The 22,106-nt window shown below is 42.2% G+C and carries 18 protein-coding genes; 13 read left to right on the top strand and 5 right to left on the bottom strand.

Annotated elements, in window-relative coordinates; translation table 11 throughout:
• Positions 1–13 precede the first annotated feature (13 nt).
• The 9 genes from C8D94_RS08475 (at position 14) to C8D94_RS08430 (ending at position 12,671) form a co-directional block, all read left to right on the top strand.
• The gene (locus C8D94_RS08475) at positions 14–1,261 is read left to right on the top strand and encodes a hypothetical protein (RefSeq protein ID WP_115123486.1); all 1,248 of its coding nucleotides are present in this window, start codon (positions 14–16) and stop codon (positions 1,259–1,261) included.
• Positions 1,258–4,086, top strand: coding sequence for a gluzincin family metallopeptidase (locus C8D94_RS08470; protein WP_115123485.1), 2,829 nt, complete (start codon positions 1,258–1,260; stop codon positions 4,084–4,086). Before C8D94_RS08475 ends, C8D94_RS08470 begins: the two co-directional genes overlap by 4 nt.
• Positions 4,087–4,430: 344 nt before the next feature.
• Positions 4,431–6,845 (top strand): thiamine pyrophosphate-dependent enzyme, encoded by a 2,415-nt coding sequence (locus C8D94_RS08460; protein ID WP_115123483.1) that lies wholly within the window; start codon positions 4,431–4,433, stop codon positions 6,843–6,845.
• A 66-nt stretch (positions 6,846–6,911) separates the two neighbouring features.
• Positions 6,912–7,433 (top strand): hypothetical protein, encoded by a 522-nt coding sequence (locus C8D94_RS08455; protein WP_115123482.1) that lies wholly within the window; start codon positions 6,912–6,914, stop codon positions 7,431–7,433.
• Positions 7,434–7,466: 33 nt separating this feature from the next.
• The gene (locus tag C8D94_RS08450; protein ID WP_115123481.1) at positions 7,467–7,922 is read left to right on the top strand and encodes an SRPBCC family protein; all 456 of its coding nucleotides are present in this window, start codon (positions 7,467–7,469) and stop codon (positions 7,920–7,922) included.
• 342 nt (positions 7,923–8,264) lie between these two features.
• Positions 8,265–9,953, top strand: coding sequence for an asparagine synthase B (gene asnB / locus C8D94_RS08445; protein WP_115123480.1), 1,689 nt, complete (start codon positions 8,265–8,267; stop codon positions 9,951–9,953).
• Between the two features lie 430 nt (positions 9,954–10,383).
• Entirely contained in the window at positions 10,384–11,394 is a 1,011-nt protein-coding gene (locus C8D94_RS08440; protein WP_147278521.1) for a hypothetical protein, read from the top strand.
• A gap of 177 nt (positions 11,395–11,571) precedes the next feature.
• Positions 11,572–11,847, top strand: a complete 276-nt coding sequence (locus C8D94_RS08435) for a hypothetical protein (RefSeq protein ID WP_115123478.1) — start codon at positions 11,572–11,574, stop codon at positions 11,845–11,847.
• 185 nt (positions 11,848–12,032) lie between these two features.
• A complete protein-coding gene (locus C8D94_RS08430; protein ID WP_115123477.1) occupies positions 12,033–12,671 on the top strand; it encodes an SDR family oxidoreductase in 639 nt (212 codons plus the stop codon).
• Between the two features lie 71 nt (positions 12,672–12,742).
• Here C8D94_RS08430 and C8D94_RS08425 read toward each other — a convergent pair whose 3' ends face one another.
• Together C8D94_RS08425 and C8D94_RS08420 are read right to left on the bottom strand one after the other, a co-directional pair.
• Positions 12,743–13,495 carry an acyl-CoA desaturase gene (locus C8D94_RS08425; protein ID WP_115123476.1) on the bottom strand — a complete coding sequence of 251 codons (753 nt, stop codon included), beginning with the start codon at positions 13,493–13,495 and terminating at the stop codon, positions 12,743–12,745.
• Positions 13,496–13,552: 57 nt separating this feature from the next.
• Complete coding sequence (locus C8D94_RS08420; protein WP_115123475.1) at positions 13,553–14,137, bottom strand: Crp/Fnr family transcriptional regulator; 585 nt, start codon at positions 14,135–14,137, stop codon at positions 13,553–13,555.
• Between the two features lie 326 nt (positions 14,138–14,463).
• Here C8D94_RS08420 and C8D94_RS08415 point away from each other — a divergent pair, with 326 nt between their 5' ends.
• From C8D94_RS08415 to C8D94_RS08400, 4 genes are all read left to right on the top strand, one after another.
• Entirely contained in the window at positions 14,464–16,314 is a 1,851-nt protein-coding gene (locus C8D94_RS08415; RefSeq protein WP_115123474.1) for a flavohemoglobin expression-modulating QEGLA motif protein, read from the top strand.
• A 1-nt stretch (position 16,315) separates the two neighbouring features.
• Complete coding sequence (locus tag C8D94_RS08410; RefSeq protein WP_115123473.1) at positions 16,316–17,368, top strand: glutathione synthetase; 1,053 nt, start codon at positions 16,316–16,318, stop codon at positions 17,366–17,368.
• Positions 17,369–17,372: 4 nt separating this feature from the next.
• A complete protein-coding gene (locus C8D94_RS08405) occupies positions 17,373–18,290 on the top strand; it encodes a M14 family metallopeptidase (RefSeq protein ID WP_115123472.1) in 918 nt (305 codons plus the stop codon).
• Positions 18,291–18,414: 124 nt separating this feature from the next.
• Positions 18,415–19,371 carry a sterol desaturase family protein gene (locus tag C8D94_RS08400; RefSeq protein WP_115123471.1) on the top strand — a complete coding sequence of 319 codons (957 nt, stop codon included), beginning with the start codon at positions 18,415–18,417 and terminating at the stop codon, positions 19,369–19,371.
• A gap of 39 nt (positions 19,372–19,410) precedes the next feature.
• On the opposite strand, the gene C8D94_RS08395 is transcribed toward C8D94_RS08400, so the two are convergent.
• The 3 genes from C8D94_RS08395 to C8D94_RS08385 form a co-directional block, all read right to left on the bottom strand.
• On the bottom strand, positions 19,411–19,926 hold the full coding sequence (locus C8D94_RS08395; RefSeq protein WP_115123470.1) for an SF0329 family protein: 516 nt from the start codon (positions 19,924–19,926) through the stop codon (positions 19,411–19,413).
• 252 nt (positions 19,927–20,178) lie between these two features.
• Entirely contained in the window at positions 20,179–20,652 is a 474-nt protein-coding gene (locus C8D94_RS08390) for a hypothetical protein (protein ID WP_115123469.1), read from the bottom strand.
• A 211-nt stretch (positions 20,653–20,863) separates the two neighbouring features.
• Entirely contained in the window at positions 20,864–21,811 is a 948-nt protein-coding gene (locus C8D94_RS08385) for a hypothetical protein (protein WP_115123468.1), read from the bottom strand.
• Between the last annotated feature and the right edge of the window lie 295 nt (positions 21,812–22,106).

Below are 22,106 nucleotides of genomic sequence, written 5' to 3'. Positions count from 1 at the left end.
TAACATCCCAAATATGAAAAAACTAGTACTTGCCTTCTTCTTTTTAAGTGTTTCCCTGTCCGGTATTGCGCAGGAAAACCTTAATGTAATGTTTTACAATCTGCTGGAATTTCCTTCGGCAAGTCCTGGGAACAGATTCATCATTTTAAGGGATATCGTGGCAGAATTCCCACCAGATATCTTTATGATATGTGAGTTGGAATCTGAAGCTGGCGCAGATACACTATTGAATGAGACTTTAAATTTTGAAACACTTTCCTTCAACAGGGCGCCCTATCTTACCAATCAATCCAGTACGTCGCCCCTTCAGCAAATGCTTTATTATAGGAGGGACAAGTTCACACTTGAAAATACATCCACCATATTGACCTCGGTACGGGATATCAACAAATATGAACTTAAACTGAATACCGTAAATGGGGCTACCGACCCTGTAGTTCTGTATCTCTACGTGGCACACCTTAAATCCAGTGATGGCGCCAGCAACGAAGCCATTCGCCTGGACATGGTGAACGAATTCACCAACGACCTACTCTCCCTTCCCCCAGACGCATTTGTGGTGTTTGCAGGAGACTTAAACCTATACGACTCAAACGAGCCTGCTTATATCGAGTTACTGGACAACACAAACCCAATCGTGCTAAAGGATCCTATTGACACGCCCGGGAATTGGCACAACAACGATACGTTTCAGGCCACGCACACACAAAGTACCCGTGAAGATGCAGGAACCTTTGGAGCAGGTGCTGGAGGCGGTATGGACGATAGGTTCGATTTTATCTTGCTTTCAGAAAATATGCTTACCAATCCCAAGCTTCAGTACGTGGAGAACACCTATAAAGCCTTCGGAAACAATGGTAATTGCTACGATTTAAGCATTAGTAATGAAAATTGTACAGGAGAGTTCGGCCAGATTATCCGCAATAGACTTTTCAGTATGAGTGACCATTTACCCGTGGTACTACAGTTGCAAACCGACCAAGAAATTGTGCTGGGGAATACACAATTTGCCACCCCTGGCCCTTTGTTGTCCCTAAAGAGTACTGTGGTAAGCAAGCAGCTGGAAATACATTCCACAGCGCCACTCGATGCAGGTTTCAGCTTTGCCATTTACAACACGCTGGGACAAAAGGTACTACAGTGGGATGGAAACCCTGCCCAAGAAATTATCGTACCTATTGCAGCACTCGCCAATGGGGTGTACTATATTAAAACCAACCTGCCAACCATAGAAACCTTAAAATTCCTAAAGAATTCTTGATACAGCGCTGGTTACTTTATTTTCTGTTCTTTTTGGCAGCTGCCCCTTTGGTCGCGCAGCATGACATTACTATTTATGCCAGTCTCGATACCCAGCAAGAAAGTATCGCTATACAGCAAGAAGTCCTGTATAGAAATACATCCCAAAACACACTGGACACGCTCTATTTTAACGATTGGGCCAACAGTTTTTCCACCAAGACAACGCCCCTGGCCAAACGTTTTGCAGAAAACTTTGATAGCTCTTTCCATTTCGAAAAGAAAGAAGAAAGGGGAAGAACGAACATCCATCAAATCTCCCTATCCCAAGAGGGGAACATAACCGAGAATATAGCTTGGCAACGAGGCGCTTCGGTAGATATATTGAAATTTCCGCTGGCTACTCCCCTTGCGCCCAACGAGGAGGTTTCCGTCTCTATAGCGTACACGGTTACATTGCCAGACGATAAATTTACCCGCTACGGCGTAGACGACAACGGTAATTTTAAACTGCGGTATTGGTTTATATCCCCTGCTGTATACGATGGTGGTTGGAAAGCTTATAGCAACAAAAATTCGGACGATCTCTTTCTTCGACCAACCAATTTCAATATACACTTTACATTCCCAAAAGGGTATTCGGTGAACTCAAATTTCGAAGAGACTGTTTCAGAAACTACTTCTAACGAAACAAAAACCGTTTTGCTGAAGGGAGAAGACAGAATGAACGCCATCATTCATATTGAAAAAAAATCCACTTTCGAAACTATTGAAACAGACAAACTTACCCTTGTAACAAACTTAAAGGACAACAAGGTCACCCCACCCATGAAGGCGCTGGCAGTGGATAGGATTGTACATTTTCTGGATAAAAAATTGGGAGCCTATCCATTTCCGAAGATGATGACAACCGAAGAAGCCTATAAAAAATCCCCCGTGTATGGCCTTAACCAGTTGCCAGATTTTATAAGCCCTTTCCCCGATGGTTTTGAGTATGATATGGAACAGCTCAAGACCATAACCCGTAACTATCTTGAAAATACATTGGCCCTTAACCCGAGAGAGGACCATTGGTTGATTGGTGCGCTTCAAATCTACCTCATGACAGATTATGTTGATACCTACTACCCCAATATGAAGATTATAGGGAGCTTGAGCAACTGGTGGATTATACGATGGGCACACGCAGCCGATCTCGAGTTTAACGACCAATACCCGTTGCTGTACCTGAACATGGCTCGAAACAATTTACACCAATCGCTGGCAACGCCCAAGGACAGTTTGGTAAAATTCAACAAAAACATAGCTTCAGATTACTATGCAGGTGACGGACTGCACTACCTAGCAGATTATCTCGAAAAACCTGCACTAGAGAAATCTATTCAACAATTTTATGCTGAAAACCTGTTGAAGCCCATAACACCTTTAGCATTTGAGGAAACAATCGAGCAAAACACCTCCTTGCCAGTACATTGGTTTTTTGATGAATATGTAGCCAAACGGACCACTATAGATTTTAAGATAAAAAAGGTTAAAAAGAAGGACGACTCCCTAGAGGTCACTATTAAAAACCTGAAGGACAATGCAATGCCAGTTTCGGTATACGGGCTCAACAAAAAAGAGGTGCTGTTCAAAAAATGGACCGCTCCTATAGACAGCACCGTAACCATCACCCTACCGGCCCAAAATGTGAGGAAATTGGCCCTCAATTATGAAGCGGTAATACCCGAGTTCAACCTCAGGAACAACTACAAAGCTGTAAAAGGACTGCTAAACCGTCCCTTGCAATTCAGGCTATTCCAGGATGTGGAGGATCCAAAATACAACCAACTGTTCTTTATGCCCATTTTTGAGTACAACCTCTACGACGGTATAAGTGTTGGGATGAAACTATACAACAAAACAGTTCTGCCAAAAGGAATACACTACAAGCTGGAACCACAATTTGGCTTCGAGTCCAAAACAATAATTGGAAGCGGTTCTATCTCCTATACCCAACGATTGCCAGAAAACAGTCCTTATGCCATGCGGTACGGGATTTCAGGCAACTACTATTCCTACGATGTAGATCTTTTTTACAAAAGGGTCACCCCCTTTATGGTATTTGCCTTTAGACCGGACGACCTGCGGGACAATGAGAAGCAATATATAAACCTAAGGAACGTAAATGTATTTAGGGACGAGAACCCTAACGATCCGGACCAAGATCCCAACTACAGTGTGTTCAATGCGCAGTATGTGTATTCCAATCCTAATCTGATCAATTATTTTAGGGGTACTGTAGATTATGAGGTCTCAAAAAAATTCAGCAAGCTGTACGCTACTTTTGAGTACCGAAAGCTATTCCTTAACAACCGCCAGCTTAACGTCAGGGCTTTTGCGGGGGCATTTTTGTTCAACGATACCAATGGCGATAGCAACTTTTTCAGTTTTGCACTGGATAGGCCCACAGATTATATGTTCGACTATAACTACTATGGCCGTAGTGAAGACACAGGACTCTTTAGCCAACAGCTCATCATTGCCGAGGGAGGTTTTAAGAGTAAGCTGGAACCCGCATTCTCTAACACATGGATGGCTACCATTAATGCCAGCACCAATATTTGGAAATGGATCTACGCCTATGGAGACGTTGGCCTTATAGATAACCGTGGGCAGCACCCCAGGTTTGTATACGATAGTGGCATACGCATAAGTCTTTTAATGGATTATTTTGAAATCTATCTCCCCCTCTACTCCAACTTGGGATGGGAGCCCGGACTGCCCAATTACGAAGAGCGGATTCGCTTTATAGTTACCCTGAGCCCCAAAACACTGTTGGGGTTGTTCACAAGACGCTGGTATTAAACAACATCTTTTACAATGGACTTCTGGAACAATTGGAAACTAATACTCCTAGTATGTCTTACGCTAGGCCTTGCCCCGTTTTTCCCCGAGCCGCACCTTTGGGGGAAATTAAGATGGATCGCCGGGGGAGCCAACGGCATGAAACCAAAAGATTGGTTTGATGTGTTGCTACACGGGCTACCTTTTATTTTATTGATTCGCATCGTTTTGCTGAAATTGTTGAAATTTTCAAAAAAATAATGCGCCCTGAACCTTTTTGTTGAAGATTCATTAATACTTTAACATTGTTTCATTGGCGGTTTTTAGCTACTTTTGCAAAAGATCTTTACCATATATTTTACCCAATGCAAACAAACCCACAGACCAACAGCGAATTATCTTTTGACGATTTTAAGGCCGAAGTTTTAAACGACTATAAAATTGCCGTCACCAGCCGCGAATGTAGTCTATTGGGACGTCGCGAGGTACTCACCGGAAAAGCCAAGTTCGGGATTTTTGGCGATGGTAAGGAAGTACCCCAACTTGCTTGGGCAAAGGCCTTTAAAAATGGAGACTGGCGTAGTGGTTACTATCGCGACCAGACTTTTATGATGGCCATTGGCAAACTTACCATCCAACAATTTTTCGCAGGACTCTACGCACACACCGAACTGGAAGCAGATCCCATGAGTGCAGGTCGCCAAATGGGCGGACACTTTGCAACCCATAGTTTGAACGAGGATGGAAGCTGGAAAAACCTAACCGCACAAAAAAACAGTAGTGCCGATATTTCCCCCACCGCTGGCCAGATGCCACGCTTGCTGGGATTGGCACAGGCCTCCAAGATCTTCAGAAATGTGAAGGGCATTGGAAACAAGACCAACTTTTCCATAAACGGTAACGAGGTAGCTTGGGGCACCATTGGTAACGCCAGTACCAGTGAAGGACTGTTCTGGGAAACCATAAACGCTGCCGGTGTATTGCAAGTACCTATGGTAATTAGCGTTTGGGACGACGAGTACGGTATTTCGGTACACGCACGCCACCAGACCACTAAAGAAAATATTTCAGAAATTTTAAAGGGCTTCCAACGTACCGAGGACGAGAACGGTTACGAAATCATAAAAGTAAACGGCTGGAACTACCCAGAATTGATAGAGGCATACCAAAAAGCTTCCAAGATTGCCCGTGAGGAGCACGTTCCCGTATTGATACACGTATTGGAACTCACCCAGCCCCAAGGACACTCTACCAGTGGTTCGCACGAGCGCTACAAAAGCAAGGAGCGTCTGGAGTGGGAAGCCGAATACGATTGCAATGTGCAGATGCGCCAATGGATGCTTGAGAATAATATTGCTACCGATGAAGACCTCTCAGCAATTGAAAAAGATATCAAAAAGCAAGTTCGTGACGGGAAGAAAGCCGCATGGAATGCTTTCTTGGAGCCACAAAAACGTGAACAGCAAGAAGCCGTAGCGCTACTTAAAAAAGTTACTGAAGCTTCGGCCAACAAAAATTTCATCGAAAAGATAGCGAACGAACTGGCTGCCGAAAAAGAACCGCTCCGTAGAAACATAGCAGCAGCTACCCGTAAGGCATTACGGTATGTGGTTACTGAGGATTCTTCGGAAAAACGACAACTGCAGGACTGGATCAATACGTATTTTGAGACCATCCAGCCTAAATACTCTGCACATCTCTATTCCGAAGCGGAAAAAAATGCCAAGACCATTTCAGAAGTAAAACCAAAATACCATGATAGCACCGAAGAAGTAGACGGCCGTGTGGTACTGCGTGATAATTTTGATGCTATTTTCAACAAATATCCGGAAGCCTTGATATTTGGAGAGGATGCTGGAGAGATTGGCGACGTAAACCAAGGTCTGGAAGGGATGCAGGAGAAATATGGCGAATTGCGGGTAAGTGATGCCGGAATTCGTGAAGCAACCATTTTGGGACAAGGTATTGGGATGGCTATGCGTGGCCTGCGCCCTATTGCTGAAATACAGTACCTCGATTATATCCTGTACTGTTTACAGATTATGAGCGACGACCTGGTAACCGTTCGCTACCGAACCAACGGCACCCAAAAAGCACCATTGATCGTGCGTACACGTGGGCACCGCCTGGAAGGAATATGGCACAGCGGTTCGCAAATGGGCGGACTGATCCATTTACTGCGCGGGATGTACATTTTGGTGCCCCGAAATATGACCAAGGCAGCCGGTTTTTACAATACGCTGTTGGAGACCGATGAACCTGCGCTTATCGTAGAATGTTTGAACGGGTATCGATTAAAAGAAAAAATGCCGAGCAATTTGGGCGAATTCAAGACACCTATTGGAGTGGTGGAAACCATCAAGGAAGGTAGCGATATCACTTTGGTCTCCTACGGAAGTACTTTACGAATTATTGAGGAGGCCGCAAAAGAACTACAGCAAGTAGGTATAGACGCCGAGATTATTGACGTACAGTCGCTACTCCCACTAGACCTGGACAAACAAATGGTGGAGAGCGTGAAGAAAACCAACCGCCTGCTCGTGATAGACGAGGATGTACCCGGAGGAGCTTCGGCATACATACTTTCGGAAATTTTGGACAACCAAAACGGCTATCAGTATTTGGACAGCAAGCCACAAACGCTCACGGCAAGACCACACCGTCCCGCGTATGGAACCGATGGGGATTATTTCAGCAAACCTTCAGCAGAAGACGTTTTTGAAAAGGTATATGCCATCATGCATGAAGCAAACCCAAGCGATTTTCCAAAGTTAAGGTAGTATTAAAATACTAGCAAACAGCCCATTGTTGTTGTATCTTAGAGAAAACTTCTTAAATACAACACTATGAAACAAATTACTTTACTAGTATTTACACTTTTTTCTATTAGTTGTTTTTCACAGGATCTACCTCGTGAGACCAGCGCCATTTCAACCAATGAGGTTCCACAAAATGTACGGGACTCACAAGAGCTGAACTTCCCCAACAGTTATGTAAGGGAATGGCACGTAGACCGCGGATTAACAGCAACCGATTCTGTTCCAGAGCGGTATATGTCCAAGTTCAGTTTCGATGGAGGCACCAGTAACCAGTTTGCCACCTATCTTCCCAACGGGATGCTCTTCTTCCACTCCAAGTTTTTACAGGATGATGAAATCCCTTCCAACATTTTAATGAAAACAAGGGCAGAATATGATAAATTCGAGATTCAGCATGCCGATTTTATCACCTTATACAACCCAAAGCGACAGCTATACAAAGTAAAATTGAGAGATCAAACACGAATACAAAACGCATATTACACTGTAGATGCCATTAGTATCCCAAAGAAAAACCTGCCAGAGGAATTACTGGTTTTCAAGTATTAAAACAAAGTTTCTAATTTCTAACGCGAGACTAAAATGAAAACGCTACATTTCGAAATAGAGATCAAAGCACCCGTGGCAACAGTACATACCACAATGTTGGATACAGAGCATTTCAAGGATTGGATTTCGGCATTCCACCCTAATTCGTGGTTTCAAGGCTCTTGGGAAAAAGGGGCTACCATTCAATTTCTCGCTAAAGACGATGATGGTACCCTAAATGGCATGTCCAGCCGTATTCGGGACCACAAGCCCAATGAACTTGTACGTATAGAGCACCAAGATTACATTAAAAACGGTCGCGTGGTTACTGAAGACGATAGTACAGAGTCCTTTAGTGGTGCGCTTGAGGAATACCACTTTGAAGCAATAGAAAATGGTACACGACTAAAAGTACGTGCCGATACAACCAAAAAATACGAAGACTATTTCAAGGAAACCTGGCCCAAGGCCTTAAAAAGATTGAAGGAGCTTTGCGAGCGGGAAGCGTAAAAGCGTAATTCAACGAATAGTTGGAACATTCATCCGAATTTTCGCACAATTCTGAAATTTTATTTGCAAAGTCAAACTATTTTTCAGAATATTGAAAAGAATTAAGAAATAACACAAGCACATGTTCATCTTAGCAAACAATAATAATAACAATAATAACAACGCCAAGACGTAACAGAAACTTGTACCCGATATGCAACCGCCAAGTTTCTTAAAAGCTTGGCGGTTTTTTTGTCCTCACCCCCAGCCCCTCTCCAGAGGAAAGGGTGTAAAACAAAAAATAGATGGTAAGGCCATCGTTAATACTAAACTAATTAACCAATCAACTAAACAACCAAAATCATGTGTGGAATTGTATGTGCATTCGATCTAAAAAGGCCAGCCGAGGAGCTAAGGCCACAATTATTAACCATGGCAAAATGCCTAAGACACCGCGGCCCGGACTGGAGCGGTATCTACAATAACAAAAAGGCCATCCTCGCCCATGAGCGCTTGGCTATTGTAGACCCTACCTCGGGCAAACAACCCTTGTTTTCTGAAGACAAAAAGTTGGTGCTTGCCGCCAATGGCGAAATCTACAACCACATGGAGCTACGGAAGCAATTTGAGGGAACATATAGTTTCCAGACCAAAAGCGACTGCGAAGTAATACTTGCGCTCTATAAGGAAAAAGGCGCCGACTTTTTGGATGAACTCAACGGCATTTTCGGTTTTGCGCTGTACGATGTAGAGAAGAACGAATACCTCATTGCCCGTGACCATATGGGCATTATCCCGCTCTATATGGGTTGGGACAAGGACGGCACCTTTTACGTAGCGAGCGAACTAAAGGCCCTGGAGGGCTTCTGTACCAAAATCGAGCTCTTTCCTCCCGGGCATTACCTACACAGTAGCGATGGCGAACTAAAACGCTGGTGGAAACGCGACTGGATGGAATGGGATAGCGTACAGGACAATGTAACCAGCATAGACGATTTGCGCAACGCATTGGATGCGGCCGTACACCGCCAGTTAATGAGCGATGTACCCTACGGCGTGTTGCTCTCCGGTGGGCTGGACTCCTCTATTACCTCTGCCCTAGCGAAAAAGTACGCCGACAAACGCATAGAGACCGGAGATACCGAGGGCGCCTGGTACCCGCAACTCCACTCCTTTGCTATCGGTTTAAAAGGTTCGCCAGATTTGGCCGCCGCCCAGAAAGTGGCAGACCATATTGGCACGGTGCACCACGAGGTACACTTTACCATACAGGAAGGACTGGATGCCATACGTGACGTGATATACCACGTAGAAACGTACGACATCACCACCATACGCGCCTCCACGCCCATGTTTCTCTTGGCACGTGCCATTAAGGCCATGGGGATTAAGATGGTGCTCTCCGGCGAGGGAGCAGATGAGATCTTTGGCGGTTATCTCTATTTCCACAAGGCACCCAGCGCAAAGGAGTTTCACGAAGAGAACGTACGCAAACTGGACAAACTGCATATGTACGACTGCCTTCGCGCCAATAAGTCCCTTGCCTCTTGGGGCATTGAGGGCCGTGTACCCTTCTTGGACAAAGAGTTTATGGACGTGGCCATGCGTTTGAACCCAAAGGACAAAATGATCATTGCCGGTAAAAAAGGCTCTAAGGAAAAACAGGCCATGGAAAAATGGGTCCTGCGCGAAGCCTTTGGCGATATGCTACCGGAGAGCGTGGCCTGGCGACAAAAAGAACAATTTAGCGATGGTGTGGGCTACAGTTGGATAGATACCCTAAAGGAAATGGTGGCCCGCGAAGTAACCGATGAGCAAATGGCCAACGCCCAATACCGCTTCCCTATCCAAACGCCTACGAGCAAGGAAGAGTTTCACTACCGCACCATTTTTGAGGAACACTTCCCAAGCGATGCCGCAGCCCTTACCGTACCAAGTGTACCAAGTGTAGCCTGTAGCAGCCAAGTAGCACTGGATTGGGACGAGAGCTTTAAGAACATGAACGACCCCAGCGGCCGTGCCGTGGCGAATGTACACGAGGAAGCGTATTGATGTTGTGTGTTGTGGGCTTTAGGCTTTGAGCTTTGAGCTTTGAGCTCTGAGCTTTGAGCTTTGAGCTTTGAGCTTTGAGCTTTGAGCTTTGAGCTTTAAAAGGATACATTTTTAGGAATAGGGAGTGGCGTATGTTTTATTTAAACAAGCGTCATTCCCAATGTAAGCACTATTCCCTTATAACTCCAAGCCTCCTGTCATTCCGAACCGCAGGGAGAAACCTTTAGAGTTCAGCGTAGCTAAATCCCACACCCCGCCCACAAACCCAAAAAACAGGGTTTTTCCTGTGGTGTGGTTTATTGGGTTTTAATAGTTTTACAGATAACCGTGGTAATTATTTGCGATTATGGTAAAGAATTATCGGGATAGCCGTGATACATGTTATGATATAACGAGTTGTAGCCAATTTTAGAAAAATTTCAAGAATAAATTGAAACTCTTAAAAAAATTATTCAAAGCATCCATCTTTTATTCCATAGTAAGACTGATATTACTATTAGTTATTGGCACATCGGACTTATACAATTTCTTCCACTATCATTTCTCAAATGACTTGACGTGGATTTTTCTAACGCTGATTTTACCAATTATTTTAGGCATTTTATTTGCATTTGCAATCAAATCAAAATTCATAAATGATTTAGGGAAATTTTTTTTACCACTTTTAATCATATCGTCAATTATAGGATACGGCTTCAACAAAAATTATTGGGGCTATATCATAAAAAGGCCATCGGTATTTTCCGAGTTAAAGAATTCGACTGAAATACTATCGATAACGAGAGCGTCAAAAACATTTGACAAAAACAAATACCAGATTTCAAGAGATACCGTAGAATTTAAAAAATTTGGCTATTTTTTGGATTTATATTACAAAGACTTTGAAAGACCTTTTATGCAGTTCGAGGCATTGGGCTACATTGGTAATTTACCATCGTACAAAAAAATAGTAAACAACCAAAAGCTAAAATTAACTGACAAGGAATTACGTGAAATCAATGACCTAATCGTTAAATCTTCATTCTTAGAAAAACCCGAAAACGGATATGAAGAATATGGTAATAACTTAAGTATTCAAGTCATCGAGTTTGCAACAAATCCGGAGGTGGACTACTTAATCTCTGAAAATATAGAGAATATAGAAAATCCTCTTTTTGAATATGACGATAAATATTTCTTTGTAACAGTAAAGAGCGGGCAATTAAGTAATGACCATTACCCCATTTATGAATTTTTGATTGAGAAAGGTAAAATTGTTAAACAGCAAAAATACTTTTATGATGTGGCAGGTATAGAAGGTGCTGAATATTCAAGACTCGCCCCAATAGCAGAGGGTTTGATTTTAATTTTATCAATAATTCTATTTGGAATTTATAAATTGGTATTTTGGCTGAGAAAAAACTGGCTACAACATCGTATAAAAACAATAGGGCAATTGTAGCAAAACCGAATGGTTCGGGCGCATTTGCGAGGTCGCCAAATTTTTAAATTTGGCTTATTGAGAAAGAAAAAATAATAAGTAAAATTTAAAAATTCGGCTTGTGCTCATCCGAATGGTTTGCGTCTGTTTTCAGCCCTACTATTCTTATACACAACCGTTATAAGTAATTAAAAAATAATGCCAGTAGATGGAGGAAGACTTAATGCGCACAAAACTCGGCAAGAGGATTTTCGTAGACGAAAAGACGGTCGAATAAAAGGCGATGGAATTAAGCGTTCAAAAAAAGATGACAAAATTTACTTTGACGAAGTTGATCCTGTTGAGTTGGAAAAAATTAAAGGAGAAATTCGTAAAAAAGCTAAAAGGAGTCGAACTGTAGAAATCGTATTCTTGTTAGTTTCTGCTGTAATTGCGCTGATTATTTTTTATTGGTTTACTAACAGGTACGATTGATAGAACTACTTATAACAACGCATCCCATAAAAACCCCTAACACAGTTCTTCAAAACCAGTCTTCATACAACGCTACCGCAGCGAAACCCTCCCTAATGTTAACACTGCCCTAAAAAGTATTATTTCGCAAGTTAAAGACCGTTAACAGCCTTTATCTTCCCTACTCATTGCTGTACATTAGTGGTATGGAAAAGATATTAGTAGCAGGTGCCACTGGCACCACAGGACAAAAAGTAGTAAACCTACTAAAGGACTCACAACAGTATGAGCCCGTTGCGATGGTTCGAAAAGAGGAACAAAAATCGCAGTTTGAGCAACAAGGGATACAAACCGTTTGGGGCGATCTTACCCAGGATGTATCCAACACCACCCAAGGTATCGATAAGGTGGTCTTTGCCGCAGGATCTGGCGGAAAGGATGTACACAACGTAGACCAGGAAGGCGCCAAAAAACTTATTGACGCCTCCAAAAAACAACGGGTAAAGAAATTCGTGATGCTAAGCTCCATGGGAGCCGACAAACCCGAGGAAGCCACCCAGATACAGGAATACCTGCAGGCCAAGCACAATGCAGACCAGTATTTGGACATCAGCGGGGTAGATTTTACCATTGTAAGACCCGGCTCGTTGACCAATAACGAAGGGATCGGGAAAATAAAGCTGGAGAAAAAGCTGAACGAACAGGGCGAAATCCCACGTTGGGACGTAGCACGAACGCTGGTAAAGAGTCTGGACAACAATGTGGCCAGAAACCAAGCCTTCGAGATCCTTACCGGAGACACGCAAATAGAAAAAGCGGTACAGGAGTTTCAAGTACTTTCTTAGAGAAAGCTAGATACTGAGATGATAAAAAAAAGCCTGCATATGTATGTAGGCTTTTTTTCGTTTGTGAGGTGTCAATCCCTTCGTACTGGAATTGGGGTTCGTTTCATGGTAATAATGCCCATTGCATTCAGCACACGCATTATCTGGTAGGTAATATCTACTTCGTGCCAGCGCACCCCACCAAAATTAGAACGGCTCGCATATTTGTGGTGGTTGTTGTGGTACCCCTCGCCCATCATCAAGAAATCGAACGGCAACAGGTTCTTGGAGGTATCCTTCGAGCTAAAGTTTACATACCCGTAAATGTGTGCGTACCAATTAATGATCACCCCATGGATGGGCGCCATAAACAGGGCGATGGGCAAGAACAACCATTGCCACCAAGCTGTAGCGAAATACAGAAAGAAGATAACGTATGCAGCTCCCCAAGCAATACGCGACACCCAAGAACTGGCAAAGGCATCGAAACGTTTCCATTGGGGGACGTTTTTGGTAAATTTAGGTTCTACAAAAATCTTCTGTTTGTTTATATCGCTATAAATGGTCTTGGTGCGCCACATCATGGAGAACACACTGGCATCGTATTTTGGGGAATGCGGATCGTCCTTGGTATCGGCATAGGCGTGGTGCATCCGGTGCATCACCCCGTAGCCATAGGCACTCAAATAATTGGAGCCCTGAAAGAACCAGGTTAGGATAAAGGTAATTTTTTCGGCAACCTTGGACATGGTAAATGTCTGGTGTGCTGCATACCTGTGGAGAAAGAAGGTCTGGAAAAACAAACCACCATACCACAGTATGACTATAAAGATGATAATTGTCATGCTAACTTTTTTTTTACAAAGTTAGTTGCAATAATGTAGCCAAACAATGAACCTGGGTTAAGTAATTCGTTTTCTAATTCGGCTCAATGCTTGGGGAGTGACGCCTATATAGGAGCTCACATATTTAAGCGGAATCACATGAATCAATTCCGGGCGTTCCTTGAACAGGTTCAAATAGCGCTGCTCCGGCGTTTCATTTAACAGCGATTGTTCTCGCTTGGACTTGATATAAAAAAGTCGCTCTGCTGTGAGCCTGCCAATTAAATTTCCTATCTGCGTTGTTCTATACACCTCTTGCAGGTCCTTATACGAAATACTGTACAAGGTAGTATCGGCAAGGGTTTCCAGCTCGTACAAAGAGGGTTTTTGTGTTAAGAATGAATCGTACGCACTTACAAACTGGTTTTTAAAGCAAAACCCGAAGGTAACCTCGTTTTCCTTAAACTCCTTCGGAATATAGAACCGGATGACTCCTTTTTGAACGAAGCTGATGTATTTTTCGGTTTCTCCTACTTTCAGGAAAACTGTTTTCTTCTTGTATTCTTTTTTCAGCAAACGGGAAGAAAAATTATCCCAGTCCCCATCTGAAATATGGGCTATTTCTTCAATATAATCTCTAATGAACTGTAATTCTGAAACCACTTTAGTAATTGAATTTTTAGGAACCTACACAACAAAATTAAACGAGTAGCCGATACAACCCCTTAAAAGTAACATTTCTTAACACAATGGGATTGGTAAAAAGTTCTCCTATGTGGTTTATACGAGCTTATAAGACCTATTAATGAGCAAAAGAACCCTTCAATCCTGCTGCCGGTCCTATTTTTATGCTTTCCTATGGCTGCAGTTTAAAAATTCAAAATAATTTCATAAACCCTTACCGTTCCTGTTAAACATACGTAAAAACCACTGTACATGTAATCACTTTTAAGTATTTTAAAATCTCAACCTAAAATATTACTTAAAAGATGAGCGCCCAGACCATTTCCAAAGAATCACTTCCACGATTAGGGGATATTATCCCTCAATTAAAAGAGGGTGAGCGCACGGTTACTTCTCTGCCCAGTGGCGGCTATCTTTTTTTGGAGCACGATGTCCCCTCCTTGCTCATTTATCGAGATCAGCCCAATGACATGGCAACCCGGCGGTTAGTGCGTGGCGGGGCTTCCTACTTGGTGGTGGGACAATCTAATTTTGAATATTTCAAAAAGTTTGTGTTCGACCTCACGGCGCTTATGTCAGAAAAATTTGGGTCCTTTATCGTTGTTGAAATCTATAGCGGCCCACAGGACAGTACCGAGTTTGTGATAAAAGGACCTTCCCACAAACTGCCCGTCTCACTATCTATCCTGAAGGAACAGCTCCTCAAGATAAACAGCAGGGAGTATAACGTAAAGCTCCGGGCACGTATCGAGCAAACCAAACAACGCGAATCTGAAAAAGACGAGCGTATCTTCAATATTGAGAACATCAAGGAACAGGGAGGCACCCTGATTGGTCTGGAGGTACCACCCGTGTACCGTGATAGCTCAGGGAATGTGTATCCTGTCTATTTCCGAAGCTTTCGGGACCAGTTCATCAAAGCATTGCAACGCGCCATTTTTGAATTTGTGCGTGTACAGACAACTTCCAACATTGCCAACTATAACGCGCTGGGAAAACGTGACATCCACGAGGAGGTCTTCAAGATAGACAAGCAGCTTACCAAGATTGAAACGAGTTACCAGTTTTTGCTGCTCGTTGCCCCTGTAAACATACAGAGCCTGCGGGAGCAGTTTTTCAATTCGCATTTCAAGAAACTGGACAGGTACCACTACCGCCTACTTCCCGTAGACCCCGATATCTTAAAGCGGAAACTGTACAACCTACGTATAGACGAAATTGACGACCCCGCCATCTCGTATCTTTTCGATGAAAAACGTGAAGAGATAGACCACGAACTTACCATGCTGAAGGAACGTGGCTCCAAAAACTTTTTTTACAGCAGCGTACGCCTGTACAAAGGACTGGAAAACAATGTGCTGGCAGAGGCCGAACTTATCCTGCAAAACATACAAGAAGACCACGAAAAGGAAAAAGAAGCACGACTTACCACCGAACAGTTTGGCACACTCGCCAAAAAGGAATTCGATTATTTCCGAGGGCAAGATGAAAACTTTACATGCAAAGTACACATACGGGACGATGTAAACGTAATGATGGTAAGCAAAGGCGAACTGTACCTGCCGTCAGATTACACCATGACCAAAAAAGAAGCTACCGCCTTGATACAGCACGAGATTGGTACCCACGCCCTCACCTATTACAACGGTTCACAACAGCCTTTGAGTCAGTTGGCTTCTGGCTTGGCAAACTACGATGCGCTGCAGGAGGGAATTGCAGTACTTTCAGAATATTTGTGTGGTGCGCTCTCCGGAAACCGGTTGCGTATCCTTGCAGGACGTGTTGTGGCCGGTGCCGCAGTACTGGACGGGGCAGATTTCCACCAAACGTTCTTTAAGCTATATTCCAAATACGACTTTACAAAAGAACGCGCCTTTAACATCACCTCAAGGATGTTTCAGGGAGGAGGTTTTTTAAAGGATATTATTTACTTAAAAGGACTTGTAAAACTAAGGGATTACCTTGCCCAGGGTGGCCAATTGGAACCCTTGTTGGCAGGGAAGTTTGCGCTTAAACACGTAGATGTGATCAAGGACCTTACCGATCGTGGTCTCGTTAAGCCATCCAAACTACGACCCCGATATTTTGAAAATAAAAAATTTGACAGACGAATAAACAAAGTGAGAAAAGGCCTCGCCCTTTCTAAAATGATATAGTATGAAAATATGTTTTGTAATTAGCGACATTGCTTCGGAACCCGTTGGAACCTCGGTAGTTTTGATGAAAAAGGCTCACGAGCGTGGACATACACTGTATGTTATGGGGGTTGGAGATTTTGTGTTCCATCACGATGCACCCATGAGCATGCGTTGTAAGCGAGTAAAAAAGAAACTGGAATATAAGACTGCCGAAGAATTCTGGACACAAGTACAAGAGGATAACCGCAAGCGAAAGGTGATCACCAGTGACGATCTGGATGTTCTGTTCTTAAGGAACAACCCTACCGAAGAGACCGACGATAGGCACTGGGCAGAACACAGCGGGATTGCATTCGCCAGGATGATCCAGCAAGAAGGCGTGCTGGTATTGAATGATGCCTTTGCCATGTCCCACGCCTTTATAGACAAGTTATATTTTGAGGAACTACCCTCCACCATCAAGCCCGATAGCTTGATTACCCGAAGCATGGAAGACCTTAACAAGTTTTGGGAAGATTCCGGAAAAAAAATGGTGTTGAAGCCCTTGGAAGGTTCCGGTGGACAGGATGTGTATCTAATCGATAAGGACCGAAAGAACCTGAACCAGATTTTTGAGACCATTTCAGAAAAAGGCTACGTGATTGCCCAAGAATTTCTACCCGAGGTTTCCAAAGGGGATGTTCGCATTATCCTTATGAACGGGAAGGTACTGGAAGAAGATGGGGAAAAAGCAGTGATACGCCGTGTGAACAGTGACAAAACTGAATTTAGAAGCAACCTTGCCCTGGGTGCTAAGGCAAAAAAAGCAAAACTTACCAAGGAGATGGAGCGTATCGTAGCGGTAACCGCGCCTAAACTCATTGCAGACGGGCTCTTCTTTGTAGGGTTGGATGTGGTAGATGATAAACTCATTGAAATTAACGTGTTAAGCCCGGGTGGATTGGATTATTGCGAAGCCATTGGGCTACCCAACTTTACCACCACCGTAATCAAGGCCATTGAACGGAAAGTGGAATACAAAAAATTATATGGCGATACCTTGACCAACAAGGAACTGGCAACTATGGATTAAAAACATGGATACTGAACAAGCAAAGCATAACGATAGAATTATAGGCACCTATACAGGCCACACCAAAGGCACCCTGCTTTTGGTCACCGCGGCTGTTCACGGAAACGAACCCAGTGGTGTATTAGCATTGGAAGAAATATTTAAAACCCTGAAAAAAGAAAACCCGCCAATGGCAGGAACCCTTGTGGGTATTGTGGGAAATGTAGCCGCCTATAAAAATAACGTACGCTTTATAGATGAAGACCTTAACAGAACGTGGACTACTGAAAACCTTAAAACAGAAGCGACCGATACACAGGAAAAAAAAGAGATGCACCAACTGATCGAGTTGTTGGAAGATTTTGAGACCATCCCCTACACAAACCGCTATTTTATTGATTGCCACACCACATCTTCAGAGAGCTTGCCGTATATTTCCGTTCAGGACAAGGGGGATAACGATTTCTTTGCGCATAAATTCCCTATCCATGTGATTCGGGGATTTTCAGACATGGTAGAAGGAACCATCGATGGCTACCTGAGCGAGCAGGGAATTACCGGGTTTACGGTAGAAGCCGGACAGCACGAAAGCAAGAGCAGTAAAACCTACCACGAAGGGGTAATCTGGACAGCACTACAAGAAGCCTGTGAGCTAAATTTTGACGATCTACGGGATATCCCTGCAAGTGTCCTAAAATTGATGAACAGCACCCCTCCCCAAAAAACACTGGAGATTGTACACAGGTTTGGGTTGAAAGAAAGTGATGTGTTTGAAATGTGCCCAGGTTTTGAGAATTTTCAGCCCATTAAAAAAGGGGAACACTTAGCACTTTTAAACGGAAGACAAATAAACAGCGTGTGGGACGCCTATATTTTTATGCCCTTGTACCAATCACAGGGAAACGATGGGTTTTTTGTGGTTAGGGAAGTATCCTCTTTATAATTGCTTCGGTACTATTGTTTTCTGGGATCGTTAAAAAAGAAATTTACGTTACTTTATGTATTGCCCCTATAAGCTATATATTGCAATCTTCAGTATCGGCAATTAATAATTACAATTCTTAAAAATGGATTTTACGAACCCATTAGTATATGGAGTCCCTTGTTTTTTGGCATTTATCGCTCTAGAACTCACCTACAGTAAAGTATTTGATGACAAGAAACTTTATATATGGAAAGATTTGGTAGCGAGTGTGTCCCTTGGCATAGGTTCGGTTATTTTGGGAGCATTGCTTAAAACAATTTCTGTAATAGTGGTGTTTACCTTTGCGTACGAAATTTTTAATCCACTCGTGGACGGGGTGCGTACCAACATTATGGGGTACGAGTCCTTTGGCTATACCTGGTACGTATGGATTATTTGTATGCTACTGGACGACTTTACCTATTATTGGTTCCACCGCCAGAACCATATGGTACGTTTTCTCTGGGCAGCGCATATTGTGCACCATTCCTCCCATAATTTTAATTTGGGCACAGCGGTACGAAACGGATGGTTTACCCTACTGTACAAACCCTTTTTCTATGTATGGATCGTCATCATTGGATTTCCGCCGGAAATGTTGGTGGTTTGTCTAGGGATTGAGGCACTTTGGCAGTTTCAGTTACATACCAAGTACATCAAAAACATGGGGTTTCTCGAGAAGTTTGTCAATACCCACACCATGCACCAAGTGCACCACGCTTGCAATATTGAGTATATAGATAAAAACCACGGAGGATTTTTAAATATTTTCGATAAGATTTTTGGCACTTGGAAAGAACTGGATGATACCATTGAAATACAGTACGGTGTATCTACCCCTCCCAACTCCTACAACCTATACACCATCCTCATGCACGAGTACCAGAATATTTGGCAGGATATGAAAAAATCCAAGAACTGGTACCACAAATTCATGTACGTGTTCGGTCCTCCGGGGTGGAGCCACGATGGCAGCACCCTTACCGTAAAACAAATACGAAAGCAACTCGCTGAAGAAAAGCTGGAAGAAAAAGAGACAGAGGAACTAATGGTTGCCTGATTTACAGACTTGATTTTGTTGGCTGTTGTTTTGTTTGTTTTATGCGATGTTGCCAGTAGTTTTTATATTCTCAGCTACAAGTCTCAGATTGAAAAAATACTCAGCCAATGGATGAAAATCCTCAGAATCAGTTTTTTTTAATCTTCTCTTACCAAATCTTTTATCCAATACGGCAAGAAAATTTAGAATAGCACTTTCGTGATTAAAGGCATCATCAATACTCATATTCAAAAACTCAAAGCAACATTCTGTAAAATCAAAAGCTGAAAATTCGCCTTTTGCTATCAATTTTCCATTTTCTCTTTTCAATTCACTTTTGTCGATTTTCCATATATCAGTTGGTGTCGTAGCATTGTAAACACATCCAGTTATATTAAACGCCTCTAGAGTTGAAAAATTTACAACTTCTTTTCCGTCAACGGTTATCCACGCTCTGTTAGCCATATCGCCAGCATCATAATCAGAAGTATATTTGGTAAAGTATATTTTAACTTTGCTGTTCAGACTTTCAGCAAAGTTATCTTCAATCCTTTTCCTTAGTTTATTCCATTTCATTTTTTCAAAATTACTGCCAACGGGTTTGCATATGATACGGCGGGCCTAGGGCGGCAGCTTCGGTTTGTGTAAAGCGTGGTTCCTGAGCCTGTCGAAGGGCAGCGTACGAATCTACCGCCTGTCTCCTACGAGCTTTTTTGGCAAGAGAAAGACACCGGCGCCACTACGTATTGCTGTACCAAATTTTTTATAAAGTTAGGGATTTTAATTAAAGAACAGTGCTAGTGCTTTTCATAGGATGCATTGTTGCCGTTAGTTTTTCTTCGCTCCGATTGCGGTATTATAAATTCCTTCATATTCTTTTCCGTAATCGTTTTTCATTTCAATAATGCCTTTGAGAGAAATTCGGTCAGCACTTAGTTCAGTCTCATAAAGAAATCCGCCATTATTTAATCTCAGAGTGTCTGGGTTGTATAGCTTTTTTGGATTAAAAGAAAGACTATCGACCAAAATAACATTTGTATTTTTATTAATATTATAACCTGCAAATACAATTTCGCCACTCACTTTAGAGTTCAATTCGTAGGTATTCATGTAACTGGGAATATCTCTTATACTAATACTGTCAAAAACATATTTGTTATTTATATCCGCCACTATTTTTTTCAAGCTATCGTTTTCTGCGCGTAAATCTTCTAATTTTGCATTTGTATTTTCTTGCTGATTTATGTCGGTACAGCCTAGAATCAAAGAGGTCAGAAGTACAATTATTATCGCTTTGGTCATTTTTCTTAAATTAATGCCAACGGTTTTGTATATGGCTCGTAGCGTGTAAATTATGAAATTGTTTTCGGATTAAGCACGAGCCAGATTTTTAAATTTTACTATTTATCTTTTTTATTGGAAATCGTCAAATTTAAAAATTTGGCGACTTTCAAAATATGCCTTAACTTTGATTAATCAACTAATTAGCTATGAGCTACATACGTTGTTGTGGCTAGTTATTTTTACCAGTTATTTCTCTTCCAATTCTTTCGTATTCCATTTTTACGTTTTGGGGCATTCCTCTAGCTCCAATTGATTCTGGAATGTCAAATCCGTTTGGCCAAAAGTATCCTAAAACTCCAATAACTTTTTCATCACTTTTTGCTAATTCATAATAGTTTTGGGCAACAATATTCATTCGTGTCAACTCTATATTTCCAAAGTCTCCGTGTGCCCAATTTATGTAATGACTGTCTAGAATAACCATAATCTTTTGATTTGGGTTTGACAGCTTTGACTTTAATGTATTCCAATCTTGTTGAAATTGAACATTTGTATTAGGGTTTTCAACGAAATAGCGGTCAAATCCAATCCAATCAATAGTTTTTGGAACTTGTAAGTCATTCAAAGATGGATAAGCTTCAATTATCATTGTAGGTATGTTCGGAAATTCTGTTTGCAGTAGTTGAGCTACAGCATTTAATTCTGTGAAAGTTATTCCATTCCAAGTTGGTTCTTCACCTATGTAAAATGTTCCAACATAATTGTTATTTATAATAGATTGATTTATAGTTTTAAATTCATTCCATCTTTCCTGATAATCTGTCCTTAAATCATAATTTGATTCTGAAGGACTGTTATTGTCTATTAATTCAAAGAACAATTCATTTAGGTGTAAAATTGCTTTTAAATCCAAATCTGCAAAGGTTTGAGCCCTTTGAACAATATTGTCATTTGGATTCACAACTAAAATATCTGCTATGTTACTGAAGTTATGGATTTCATCAGCGTAATTGGTTTTGACTTCGGAATCGGTTGGATCATCCCAAAATGTGTCGACAATTGTAAATCCGAAATATTCGATATGTGCGTTTGTGTTTTCAAACGTACTCGATTCGTCATCTTTTTTACAACCAAATAGAATGCAGAAAATCAATATGTACGTTAAAATGCTTTTCATTCGTTTAATTAGCCACAACTCATTATATAATCTATTTTGTCATCCTTATCCCATTGATCAATTAGAATAACAATGGTTGTTTGTCGGTGTTATCCCGTAACAGGAATGTGCGGAGTACCTCAAATATATATAATTTTTTACGACAGCTAACCATAGTTCGTAGCTGTATCCCGAGCTTTAGGGTAGCGTTAAACGGCTAGGGCAACCACTTCTTATCAAAGTCCGGCCTGCGTTTTTCCAAAAAGGCATCACGGCCTTCCTTGGCCTCATCGGTCATATAGGCAAGGCGTGTGGC

The sequence above is a fragment of the Marinirhabdus gelatinilytica genome (genome assembly GCF_003353425.1).
Taxonomy (GTDB): Bacteria; Bacteroidota; Bacteroidia; order Flavobacteriales; family Flavobacteriaceae; genus Marinirhabdus; species Marinirhabdus gelatinilytica.
Note: the sequence above shows the minus strand (reverse complement) of the source record. Positions and strands in the feature narration are given on the sequence as shown.

Excerpts from the sequence above, each read along its gene's own strand:
- C8D94_RS08475 (WP_115123486.1), top strand. The coding sequence starts at position 14 with ATGAAAAAACTAGTACTTGCCTTCTTCTTTTTAAGTGTTTCCCTGTCC.
- C8D94_RS08460 (WP_115123483.1), top strand. The coding sequence starts at position 4,431 with ATGCAAACAAACCCACAGACCAACAGCGAATTATCTTTTGACGATTTT.
- C8D94_RS08455 (WP_115123482.1), top strand. The coding sequence starts at position 6,912 with ATGAAACAAATTACTTTACTAGTATTTACACTTTTTTCTATTAGTTGT.
- C8D94_RS08450 (WP_115123481.1), top strand. The coding sequence starts at position 7,467 with ATGAAAACGCTACATTTCGAAATAGAGATCAAAGCACCCGTGGCAACA.
- asnB (WP_115123480.1), top strand. The coding sequence starts at position 8,265 with ATGTGTGGAATTGTATGTGCATTCGATCTAAAAAGGCCAGCCGAGGAG.
- C8D94_RS08435 (WP_115123478.1), top strand. The coding sequence starts at position 11,572 with ATGCCAGTAGATGGAGGAAGACTTAATGCGCACAAAACTCGGCAAGAG.
- C8D94_RS08430 (WP_115123477.1), top strand. The coding sequence starts at position 12,033 with ATGGAAAAGATATTAGTAGCAGGTGCCACTGGCACCACAGGACAAAAA.
- C8D94_RS08425 (WP_115123476.1), bottom strand. The coding sequence starts at position 13,495 with ATGACAATTATCATCTTTATAGTCATACTGTGGTATGGTGGTTTGTTT.
- C8D94_RS08415 (WP_115123474.1), top strand. The coding sequence starts at position 14,464 with ATGAGCGCCCAGACCATTTCCAAAGAATCACTTCCACGATTAGGGGAT.
- C8D94_RS08410 (WP_115123473.1), top strand. The coding sequence starts at position 16,316 with ATGAAAATATGTTTTGTAATTAGCGACATTGCTTCGGAACCCGTTGGA.
- C8D94_RS08405 (WP_115123472.1), top strand. The coding sequence starts at position 17,373 with ATGGATACTGAACAAGCAAAGCATAACGATAGAATTATAGGCACCTAT.
- C8D94_RS08400 (WP_115123471.1), top strand. The coding sequence starts at position 18,415 with ATGGATTTTACGAACCCATTAGTATATGGAGTCCCTTGTTTTTTGGCA.
- C8D94_RS08395 (WP_115123470.1), bottom strand. The coding sequence starts at position 19,926 with ATGAAATGGAATAAACTAAGGAAAAGGATTGAAGATAACTTTGCTGAA.
- C8D94_RS08390 (WP_115123469.1), bottom strand. The coding sequence starts at position 20,652 with ATGACCAAAGCGATAATAATTGTACTTCTGACCTCTTTGATTCTAGGC.
- C8D94_RS08385 (WP_115123468.1), bottom strand. The coding sequence starts at position 21,811 with ATGAAAAGCATTTTAACGTACATATTGATTTTCTGCATTCTATTTGGT.